11 protein-coding genes and 1 pseudogene are annotated in these 10,788 nt (G+C 36.5%); 9 read left to right on the forward strand and 3 right to left on the reverse strand.

Going from position 1 to position 10,788, the window contains the following annotated elements; genetic code table 11:
* Positions 1–127: 127 nt before the first annotated feature.
* Together V7659_RS28330 and V7659_RS28335 are read right to left on the reverse strand one after the other, a co-directional pair.
* On the reverse strand, positions 128–436 hold the full coding sequence (locus tag V7659_RS28330) for a hypothetical protein (RefSeq protein ID WP_335543396.1): 309 nt from the start codon (positions 434–436) through the stop codon (positions 128–130).
* A 420-nt stretch (positions 437–856) separates the two neighbouring features.
* A pseudogene (locus tag V7659_RS28335) lies at positions 857–1,510 on the reverse strand (cupin domain-containing protein).
* A gap of 155 nt (positions 1,511–1,665) precedes the next feature.
* On the opposite strand from V7659_RS28335, the gene V7659_RS28340 reads away from it, so the two are divergent.
* The 4 genes from V7659_RS28340 (at position 1,666) to V7659_RS28355 (ending at position 5,883) form a co-directional block, all read left to right on the forward strand.
* Positions 1,666–1,962, forward strand: coding sequence for an antibiotic biosynthesis monooxygenase family protein (locus tag V7659_RS28340; RefSeq protein WP_335543397.1), 297 nt, complete (start codon positions 1,666–1,668; stop codon positions 1,960–1,962).
* A gap of 203 nt (positions 1,963–2,165) precedes the next feature.
* Positions 2,166–3,743, forward strand: a complete 1,578-nt coding sequence (locus V7659_RS28345) for a Na+/H+ antiporter (protein WP_335543398.1) — start codon at positions 2,166–2,168, stop codon at positions 3,741–3,743.
* 97 nt (positions 3,744–3,840) lie between these two features.
* Positions 3,841–5,190 (forward strand): TrkH family potassium uptake protein, encoded by a 1,350-nt coding sequence (locus tag V7659_RS28350; protein WP_335543405.1) that lies wholly within the window; start codon positions 3,841–3,843, stop codon positions 5,188–5,190.
* A 36-nt stretch (positions 5,191–5,226) separates the two neighbouring features.
* Positions 5,227–5,883 carry a potassium channel family protein gene (locus V7659_RS28355; RefSeq protein ID WP_335543399.1) on the forward strand — a complete coding sequence of 219 codons (657 nt, stop codon included), beginning with the start codon at positions 5,227–5,229 and terminating at the stop codon, positions 5,881–5,883.
* Between the two features lie 61 nt (positions 5,884–5,944).
* On the opposite strand, the gene V7659_RS28360 is transcribed toward V7659_RS28355, so the two are convergent.
* The gene (locus tag V7659_RS28360) at positions 5,945–6,619 is read right to left on the reverse strand and encodes a DUF421 domain-containing protein (protein WP_335543400.1); all 675 of its coding nucleotides are present in this window, start codon (positions 6,617–6,619) and stop codon (positions 5,945–5,947) included.
* Between the two features lie 198 nt (positions 6,620–6,817).
* Between V7659_RS28360 and V7659_RS28365 the strand changes: the two genes are divergently transcribed.
* The 5 genes from V7659_RS28365 to V7659_RS28385 all read left to right on the forward strand — a co-directional run.
* Positions 6,818–7,162 (forward strand): n-acetylglutamate synthase, encoded by a 345-nt coding sequence (locus V7659_RS28365; RefSeq protein ID WP_335543406.1) that lies wholly within the window; start codon positions 6,818–6,820, stop codon positions 7,160–7,162.
* A gap of 35 nt (positions 7,163–7,197) precedes the next feature.
* Positions 7,198–7,374 (forward strand): hypothetical protein, encoded by a 177-nt coding sequence (locus V7659_RS28370; RefSeq protein WP_335543401.1) that lies wholly within the window; start codon positions 7,198–7,200, stop codon positions 7,372–7,374.
* A gap of 5 nt (positions 7,375–7,379) precedes the next feature.
* Positions 7,380–7,802, forward strand: coding sequence for a FosM family fosfomycin resistance protein (gene fosM, locus V7659_RS28375; RefSeq protein ID WP_335543402.1), 423 nt, complete (start codon positions 7,380–7,382; stop codon positions 7,800–7,802).
* Positions 7,803–7,951: 149 nt separating this feature from the next.
* Positions 7,952–10,465 carry a sensor histidine kinase gene (locus V7659_RS28380; protein ID WP_335543403.1) on the forward strand — a complete coding sequence of 838 codons (2,514 nt, stop codon included), beginning with the start codon at positions 7,952–7,954 and terminating at the stop codon, positions 10,463–10,465.
* Positions 10,443–10,788, forward strand: a 346-nt coding sequence (locus V7659_RS28385; protein ID WP_335543404.1) for a response regulator, incomplete at its 3' end; no start/stop codon positions are given. The genes V7659_RS28380 and V7659_RS28385, both read left to right, overlap by 23 nt.

A 10,788-nucleotide genomic window follows, 5' to 3' on the forward strand; every position in this document is an offset into this window, starting at 1 on the left:
GAATTATGATGTGATTTTATCAGGTATTACCAAAACTATTAATATCAATTTATTCTCGTTAATACAAAAAAACACTGAACATCCCTGAGAAATTTCTTAGGGGTGTTCAGTGTCAAAGGAATGGAAATCATCCTTCGATTTCTTGATGTTGAAAGCCGTTTTTGGTGGCATAGACTTCATACCATTTGTAGGTCGGGGCTTTGAACCACTCGTATTGTGGCAAATAAACCAAATAACTTAGATTGCCATCGGCATCATGAATTGTTTTGAATATTTTTACTGGACCCATTCCATATAGATATCCTTCCATACCGTCGCGGACAACATTTTTTTCAGCTTCTTTCTCTTCCTTATATAATCTCATCAGCCCATCAACAAAGATACTTAACAACACCAAGGTAATAGCAATTAAGCCGAAAATCAATAAATTGAACAAAAGAATACCTCCTAAGTTTTTGTAAAGATTCATATGTATGATTACTACACTATTAAACTTCTAACAATTGAGATCGCTCAACTCCTTTACTCGGATGACTTCATTTTGATTGTATATCCGGCAGAGAAGATAAGGTGTGATGAAAAATACAAGAAGAGCCTTTAAAAAGTGAAATATTCGTGAATTATCACTTACTGCATGGATAACATTGACTTTAACTATTTTTTTAATTATCAAATATTAAATATCACGAGGTGAAAATCGGGGCATTTCTCTCGCCGATGGTGAATAGTTCAATGTATATGGTGATCGGCACACTAAGCATTTGCCTGCTAAACGTTTCCATTCGTAGGATAAGCAGTAGAATGAACGTAAAAAATATGGCTTGAGGGGGATTGCTTAAGCAATCCCTCTACCAAGTTACCCCCAATATCGGAGGTAGTACGGAACGTAGGGTGTTGGATAGTATGGTGGTATATATTGGAGTTTTCGTTGTTGATATTGTGGATTTACATATTGATTGGGTTACATTTCATTTCCTTGATTACAATCCTTATATGGACCAATATAGGTGGAGTTTTTGACGGGTGCAATTACTTGTTCCCATTGTTTTTCATCCAAACAATAGGTATGCGACATGATATTGGCAGGTGTAAATTTTAAAATATCCGAACCAAGTATTACTTCTGGTGTGGGTGCATCAAAAATCGCCAATAGATGAGTGTTATCAACTACAGCAATCTCTTAATGCCACCAACCTTGTGGAACGTTATCTACCTGACCTGGTGTAATCGTGTAATTGAGAATCTGTTTCGTAAAAGGGTTCAAAATGGATACGGTAGCAGAACCAGAAATACAATAAACTAGCTCGGCTGCATTTTGGTGATAGTGCGGTTCAACGACATTATTTGTACTTAAAAAGATATCTAAGAGAGACACATTTTCCAGGGTATTTAACTGTTTAACACCTAATACATTAATATAGTTTTGGTTGTCCTTTATGAAGAGAGGGCTCTGATTAACATCAAACGTGTATTGAGTGGATGGGGATGTATAGTCCATATACGATACCATATTCTACACCGCTTATATAGAAATAAACATTTAGGCATGGTATGCACATACCTATAGTTGAGTGTAAGCTAATTTTAGGTGTTATAAACCCTGGAATTATATGTTAGAATTAATGGTGTTTATTTACTTTTTACACATAAGATGGGAGGACTTATATGATATTGGAAGCGGCTATGCTTACGGTTAGGCCAGGGATGGAAGAGGAATATGAAGAGGCATTTCGTCAGGCCACAGAAATTATTGCATCAATGAAGGGTTACATATCTCACGAATTACAGCGTTGTCTTGAGGTTAAGGGGAAATATTTATTATTGGTAAAGTGGGAAACTTTAGAAGATCATACAATTGGTTTTAGGCAATCAAACGAATATCAAGAATGGAAGAAACTGTTGCATCATTTCTATGACCCATTTCCAACTGTAGAACATTTTGAGAATATCCCGCTTTTGTAGACGTAATTTTTTAATTTAAGGAAGAGTAAACAAAGGAGTTGCTAAAGGCAATTCTTTTTTTTTAACTATTTTCATGAGCCAACGAAAGAAAATAGAAATAGGGGAAATGACTCTGGTTTACTATATGATCCTCGTTCATATATTCAAAAAATTAATGATTTTTAGGCTTAATGGATATTATGAATTTATAAGGGGGGTTGTAAGTGGATGAACTAGATATACATCATATTTTCGAACTTGGGCTTACATTAGTCATGATCGCATGCGGTATTACTGCCATCTCAAAAAAATTAAAGCAGCCTTACCCAATTTCATTAGTTATTGTTGGGGCGATAATAGGACTAATAAACATTCATGCCTTAGAGCCGTTAAAGGATTTTATTACAGAAGGAGAAGTATTTAACTTTGTCATCATTACACTCTTTTTGCCGGCCTTATTAGGCGAAGCGGCACTGAAACTGCCTTTTTCCCATTTAAAAGAAAATAAAGGACCCATTTTAGCTCTTGCGTTTGGAGCTACGCTTTTATCCTTTCTCATTGTTGGATTTTCTGCTATCTGGCTTTTAGGTTTTTCGATTCCTACCGCGTTTGTATTTGCAGCATTAATGAGTGCCACGGACCCTGTCAGCGTTATCTCCATTTTTAAAAGTGTCGGAGTGAACAAACGGCTCGCTACTGTTATTGAAGGAGAAAGTTTATTTAATGATGGTTTGGCGGTCGTTCTTTTTAAAATTTCCGCCTTTTATTTACTTACATATCTTGATCTAGGAGTAATTGGTTTCGGATATGGATTATGGGAATTTATTAAGGTTATTTCACTTGGTCTCATCATTGGAGGAGCCCTTGGCTATGGTTTCTCTAAATTAACCAGTTATTTTGACGACTACCCATTGGAAATCATCTTTAGTGTGATTCTGTTTTATGGTTCGTTTTTGCTGGCTGAAGCGGTTCATGCATCAGGTGTCATCGCCGTTGTTGTGGCTGCCCTGATTTTTGGGAATTATGGAGCAAAGATTGGAATGAGCCCGACGACGAAGCTGAACATTAATAATTTTTGGGAGGTTACTGCACTGCTAGCCAATTCAATCGTATTCCTAATGGTTGGATTGGAAATAACCAAGATTAACTTAGCGGACAAATGGGGTTTGGTTTTTCTTGCCATTTTGGTAGTACTTATTGCCAGAAGCATTGCGGTCTATTCAAGCCTGTTGTTTACTAAAAATTTTCCAACTCCTTGGAAACACGTGATCAATTGGGGAGGTCTAAAAGGTTCATTATCCATTGCGCTTGTTTTAAGTCTTCCTCATGATTTTACTGGAAGGGAAGAAATCTTAATTATTGCATTTAGTGTGGTATTGTTCTCATTAGTATTTCAAGGTCTTTCTATCAAGTGGTTATTATCCATTTTAGGACTTAATAAAAAAGCAGAAGGGTTTAAGGATTATGAAGAACTGATTGCAAGAGGTCATAGAATTGAAACAGCGATAAACGAAATACACACTATTAGAAAAAATTTGTTCATTACCGAATCAGCAGCGCAAGAACTGATCACAGAATACGAACAAGAACTACATGGCTTAAAGAGCGAAATGGAGCAACTTTTTGTGAAGTATCCGAGTCTAAAAGAAAAACAACAATCGATCTTACGAAAACATGCCCTATATGCTCAATACGAAGCGATTGAAAAATTGGTCAAAGAAGATATTATCTCTAATGAGGTTGCTGAGTATGAACAAAACCACATTACTGACAGAATCGTAAAATTAGAGGATATGCATTAAATATTAAAGCTGGATTCATAAACTAAGACTATAGAGTAAAACATAAAAACAGTGTTCCAATGTCTTGTTAATTTTTTTCTAAAAAGGGAGAGTCAACATTGTGGAATTGATTAAAAGAAAAGGGAATTTAGTTCGTTTGCATCCTGCCCAAATCCTTGTGATAGGTTTCGGAGGTCTAATTCTATTGGGGACTTTTCTTTTTATGTTACCGATTGCAACCTATGAAGAGGGACGCGGACTTAGCTTCATCGATGCTTTATTTGAGTCGACCTCAGCTGTTTGTGTTACCGGGCTGGCTGTAGTAGATACGGGGACAACCTTTACTTTATTTGGCGAAATCGTTCTGCTCTGTTTGATTCAAATTGGCGGTTGGGGATTTATGACCACAGGTATTTTATTGTTTATTATCTTGGGTAAAAAAATTGGATTAAAGGAACGTTTATTATTGCAGGATTCATTGAATGTATTTTCTCTTTCAGGAGTAGTCACCCTAGTAAAAAGGATCATCTTTATTACCTTTATTGTGGAACTAATTGGTGCAGTCACTTTAGCCATTCGTTGGTCCTATGACATGCCGCTCCAGAAAGCCATTTACTATGGTATATTCCATTCAATTTCAGCGTTTAATAATGCTGGGTTTGGTCTTGAATCTGACAACCTAAGTAAATGGGTAGGTGATCCGACAGTTAATATCATGATTACCTTTCTATTCATCACGGGTGGAATTGGTTTTACCGTTATTCTTGATCTCTTTCATAAAAGATCCTTTCGCAAACTATCTCTCCATTCGAAGGTTGCCCTACTTATGACACTAATACTTAACATCATAGGGACATTAATCATATTATTATCAGAATATAAAAATTCTGCAACGATTGGGAATCTGCCATTTGATGATAAGCTTTGGGCATCCTACTTTCAAGGCGTCGTCACACGGACAGCAGGTTTTAATACGATTGATATTGGAGCCATGAATCTATCATCTCTAGTTTTCATGATGGCACTGATGTTTATCGGTGCGTCCTCAGGGTCTACTGGTGGGGGGATTAAAGTAACAACCTTTGCCATTATTATTTTAGCTTTTTGGGCAGTAGTTACCAATCGGGATGATGTGAATATTTTTAAACGAAGACTTTCGTGGGAACTGGTCAATAAAGCATTATCGATTGTTGTGGCGGGAATGTTTTTTATCTTCCTCATTTTCTTCTTATTAACCTTTACCGAAAAAGCTGATATGAGCAAACTGCTGTTTGAAACCATTTCTGCCTTTGGAACAGTAGGTTTGTCCGCTAATTTTACACCAGACCTTTCGCCCTTCGGTAGAGTCTTGATTTCCATCATGATGTTTATTGGAAGGCTTGGACCTTTAACGATGGCATTTGCACTATTAAATACTCGTAAAGATGCAAAGGTTAGATATGCAGAAGAAAAATTGTTAATCGGCTAAGGTTAAATTAATAATTCTTGGGGTGGTAGATTTTCTATGGCGAAGCAAAGTTATGCTGTCATTGGGTTAGGGAGATTTGGTACAAGTATTGCATCCAAGTTGATTGAAGCAGATCAGGAAGTAATGGGAATTGATATAAATGAAGAACGTGTAGAAGATGGAAAATTATTGGTTACCCACGCAGTAGTCCTTGATTCAACTGAAGAGGAATCACTTAAATCGGTGGGGATTCGAAATTTTGATTATGTTATTGTCGCCATCGGTAATGATATGCAGGCAAGTATTTTAACTGTATTAATTTTAAAAGAAATGGGCGTAAAACAGGTGATTGCAAAAGCTCTGAATAAACGCCATGGACAAGTATTAACAAAAGTAGGAGCAGATTGGGTCGTACACCCTGAAAGAGATATGGGCGAACGTGTAGCCCATCAACTTCTAGCCCCCAATGTGTTGAACTATATAGAACTGTCAAAAGAATACAATATTGAAGAAGTATTGGTACCCAAAAGTATGACAGGAAAAAGTTTACGTGATCTGGATTTACGAGCTCAATATAATGTGAATGTCATTGCCATTCTAAGTAATGAAAATGTAATCATTTCACCCTTTCCTGAACATCTTATTCAAGATGGGGATAAGTTAGTAGTCATTGGACACCGTAATGATCTTAATGAGTTTACGAACAATAAATAACCGATTATTTTTACCGAGAAGACATCCATGTTCGGATGTCTTTTATATTACAAGCCTGAGATTATTTCGTTCTGTTATCCTTTATATCAATAAACAAATTTCCTTTAGTCCCTACTACAGCATAAGAGATGGTATCAAGATTAAGGTTTCTTCTCTTAAGCTCTTCCATTAACCATTTTTCATCGTAGGTGTTTTGGGACAAGTTATTGTATATGATTTTACCATCATAGATCAACTCAATCGGAAGAAATTGCTTTAAATCCTCCTTAGTGGTTGAAAGGTATTGTGGTTTTTTTAAGACTGAAAGTGAGCCGTTTATCTCTAAAATGGCACATTCAACTTCTTCAATATTAAAAATATCTTTGCCTCGTAATGCCTGTTTCAGAGAATCTAGTGAATACTGCATTCGTTCCATTGATTCTACGAGAATTTCTCCATTTTGTATTAAGGTAGCAGGTTCTCCAGCAATCCATTTTCTTAAGCGTGGATTTCGTAGGGCCACTAGATTTAGAATAAAAACAACAGCACCCATGAGGAGGAACGAGATAATAAAATAAAGGATTTTAATACCTAGATTAAAGGCTAGATTTCCTGCAATTGTTCCCATGGTAATGGAAGCTATATAAAGGTGATAAGTCTTGTGGGCAATCGTTTGTTTACCGAGAATCAGGACAAATATCCACAATATAATAAATGAAGTAAACGTTCGAATGATAATTTCAACGGATTCTGACATCGCTTTTTCTCCCAATATAATCCAACAAATCGTTTTTGATAGTATGTTCCTTGCGCAAGCCGATTATTCTAAAGTGAACCACAATTAGTTGTCTGTAAAAATTGAAAAAATTAATAGTTTTGAATATTTATGGCTACTTAATAGTGTAAAATTTATGGTAAAATATGTGAATATTAAAACGATTGAGGGGATTAAATGGTGATCAATTACAATGGGCGGAAATTTGCATCGGTTGAAAATACAGCAAATGGAGAAGTTTCTTCAAATACATTTTTTGAATACAAACAAGAGGGAAACATACTTTCCGCAACATATCGTGGTGGGGAGATTGTAAAGGGAACGCTGATTGGAATTGTTAAGGAAAATGGCCATTTACAGTTTAGATATAACCATGTAAACACAAAAAATGAAATAAGAGGCGGGCAGTGTTACTCGATTCCAGAAACTCTCCCAGATGGAAGAATTAGATTACATGAGAAATGGAAATGGACAGATGCTGAGCAAACTGAAGGAGAATCAGTTATTGAAGAGGTTATTAATTAATCGATATTTGGAAATAGAGTAAGGAGGGTGATCGTATGGAAAAGCAAAGAAAATTAATTGAATCCATACGTTTGTATGGGTCAGTTGGCCTTGGTATATTAATGGCTATTCAATGGTTAAATATAAGCGTTGGGATATCAATTTTAATTGTAATGGCATTCATTGATCAAATATTTATAAAACCAAAATTGAAGCCTGATAATTCGAGGTGAAAATATTGTCCATTAAAGGTCTCAATCATTTTTTATTTTCCGTTTCGAATTTGGAGAAATCTATCGATTTTTACCAAAATGTTTTTGAAGCAAAGCTGCTGGTAAAAGGTAAAAGCACTGCTTATTTTAATTTAAATGGAATGTGGCTGGCTCTTAATTTAGAGAAAGATATTCCCCGAAATGAAATACATCATTCCTACACACATATAGCTTTTTCTATTGATGAAGAAGAGTATGATCGTTTGTATAAAAAACTAACAGATTTGAATGTTACTATTTTATCAGGACGTCCAAGAGATGAAAAAGATAAGAAGTCGATCTACTTTACGGACCCAGATGGGCATAAGTTTGAGTTTCACACTGGTACCTTACAAGATCGATTAGATTATTACAAACAAGAAAAAGGACATATGAAGTTTTACATCTAAAGGTAAACTCACAAAAGCCCATGTTTTTTGGGCTTTTTCTTTTTTGCGGAACACCCCCTATATTTTGCGTGTTTTATCCACTTCACCTTTATTATAATGAACATATAGGATTTAACTGGGAATTCTTTCTTTTCGAAAGGAGTAACGGAATGAACACAGACCTAAATTTAATAAGAAGCGCGCAGCAATTGCTTCAGAATATGCCTGATGCGATGTTTATTATTGGCCTTGATCATAGGGTTTTATGGGTAAACCTTGCCTTCCAAAAACTATTTGGTTCAGATCAAACAAAATGGGACGATGGATTAACGAATTTAATCTTCCATGAAAAGAAAGATAATGATCCCATTATTGTTCATTGTCATGATGGATCCTCAATCTCTGTCAAGTTGCAATTAACTCCGATTACTGAAAACGAATCCACACCCATCGCTTTTACTGGGATTTTAAAAAAGACCACCATCGAACAGTTCCTTGACGACGATATAAGGTATAAAATTGTCGCAGATAACACATCGGATGTGATTGTGCTCGTTGACAATAGGGCAATCGTACGATATGTATCACCATCCATTCTTCAGATCATAGGTTACACAGTTGAACAATATGAAGGCATGGATGCATTCGATATTATTCATCTCGAGGATCGAGGCCGTGTTCGCACCTTGCATTTACAAGCTATTCAAACTAAACATGAGGTTTATTTGGAATACCGCCTCATTCATTCACAGGGTACAATTCTTCATGTAGAAACTAGGGTGAAACCTGTGCTAGACAGTTTTGGTAATGTAAAGTATGTCGTCGCAGTCGTTCGGGATATCACATCCCGCAAACAGACAGAACAATTACTAGAAAATATTTTAGAAAGTGTAAATGCCGCAGTGTGGTCAACAGATAAGGATTTCAGCTATTATACCTTTTGTTCTGAGAGTATCGAAAAAATATCGGGAATTCCTAGACATGAAATCATGAATAACCCAATCCGGCTTCATGATCACATCCACCCAGAAGATAATGTTATGCTAATGGGGGAAGTAAAGAATAATTTAGATAAGGGTGTGCCCGTCAACAAAATCATTCGTTATACCCATATTGAAAATGAAACTAGATGGGGAAGGCTCATGGTTCATCCGTTTTTGGACAACACAGGGGCCGTTGAACGGCTTGATGGATTGATTCTGGATATTACCGAGAAAAAGCGATCGGAGTTAGCATTAGAGGAAAGTGAGCAAAGGTATAAGTCATTATTTGAAAACAATTTGGATGGAGTTTTTTCAATTGATTTAAAGGCATATTTCGTCAATGCGAATCAATCATTTGAAAAAATAACGGGCATCAAAATAGACGAGTTGCCGGATCGTTGCTTAATTGGCTTGATTTATGACGAGGATCACTTGTCTATCTATCAAGTTCTCTCGGAAGTCATTCAAACCCATGAATCAAGAGACATTGAATGCAGGATCGTCCGCTATAGGCAAAGGGAGCCTCGCATTGTCCATATTACCCTTGTTCCGATCTTCCTTTATGGTGAACTGATGGGGGTTCATGGGATGGTTAAGGATATAACCGAGCGCAAAAAAGAGGAACTTGAGTTAATACAAAGTGAAGAAAGATATAAGACGCTTCAGCAGAGTATTAATCGTTTCTCCCATGATCTAGCGAATGTAATCAAAGTTTCTGAACTAGAAAATCGTTTAATTGACGAGGTTAAGAGAGTGTTACCTGTTACGAGTGCATCCATTGAACCAATTCCAAGAAATTTAGAAGCCACTCTAAGTGACAAAAAGGAAAAATGGGTCAAAATTGCAGAAAAGGATCAGCTTATCTATTTAAGGATTGGCATCGATCAAGCTTTGAAAAAAATAGAGGAAGAGTGGCTTGAAACAGCCGTTCATTATGTCACGATTTTATATGATAATCTCGGGTTTATTGAAGATCTGATGAAACGCATTGAAGACATGGTAAGTATCAACGAGACCCCAAAATGGATGCTCCGGCTTTTGTTTAGACTCTCGGAAAAGGAACGGGCCTCACTTTCCAGCGATTTGCATGATTCTGTTTTGCAGGATCTCATCATTTGGTACCGTAAATTGGAGTCATTACGTTCCACATCTAAGTTTAACGATGGGATACAGGAGGAATTGATGCAAATTGAAGAGGGATTGCTAGATGCCATTCATCAAATTCGAATTACCTGTAACGAACTACGACCGCCATTTCTTTTAAAGATGGGGCTGGTGGAATCCTTAAAGAGTTTGTTTTCGTATGCCCGAATGTTTTCTAATTATGAGATTGAATTCTCAGCAATGGATTTAATCCATCCATTAAATGAAGATCAAATCCTTGGCATGTACCGTATTGTACAGGAGCTATTAAATAATGCCACTAAACATTCGAAAGCAACAAAGGTAACGATGAATTTGACCAGCAAACAGGAATATATTCATTTTTCTTATGCTGATAACGGAGTCGGGATCGAATTAACTTCCATTGGCGGCTCATTTAAACATATGGGTTTAGCGGGTATCGAAAATCGGGTCCTAAGTTTAGAGGGGAAAGTGGAGTTTCATTCTGTTCCTCAAGAAGGTTTTCACATGGATATTACAATACCGACTATAACAGCGCAAAAAGGTGATCACTATGGAAATATTATTGGTGGATGATCATAGATCCGTCGTCGAAGGAACAAAGATGCTAATTGAGTCAGAACCAGATATGAATGTTACGATTGAAACGGACGTTTATCTTGTCCCGGACTTGGTCCGTTTAAAGAGTTTTGACGTAATATTGTTTGATTTATATATGCCTAATATCAATGGAGCTGATTTGGCGCGAAAGGTGCTCGAAGATGTTCCTGACGCCATAATTCTCATTTATTCGGGATTTGATATTGCCCCACATTTTAATTTGTTGATGGAATCAGTTGTGTCTGGCTTTATTTCGAAAACTTCGACCAGCGAGCAGTTAGTTCAGTCTATCCGCAGCG

This window comes from Neobacillus drentensis (assembly GCF_036966985.1).
GTDB lineage: Bacteria > Bacillota > Bacilli > Bacillales > Cytobacillaceae > Neobacillus > Neobacillus drentensis_E.

Coding starts and splice junctions, on each gene's coding strand:
- V7659_RS28340 (WP_335543397.1), top strand. CDS start 1,666: ATGATATTGGAAGCGGCTATGCTTACGGTTAGGCCAGGGATGGAAGAG.
- V7659_RS28355 (WP_335543399.1), top strand. CDS start 5,227: ATGGCGAAGCAAAGTTATGCTGTCATTGGGTTAGGGAGATTTGGTACA.
- V7659_RS28360 (WP_335543400.1), bottom strand. CDS start 6,619: ATGTCAGAATCCGTTGAAATTATCATTCGAACGTTTACTTCATTTATT.
- V7659_RS28370 (WP_335543401.1), top strand. CDS start 7,198: ATGGAAAAGCAAAGAAAATTAATTGAATCCATACGTTTGTATGGGTCA.
- V7659_RS28380 (WP_335543403.1), top strand. CDS start 7,952: ATGAACACAGACCTAAATTTAATAAGAAGCGCGCAGCAATTGCTTCAG.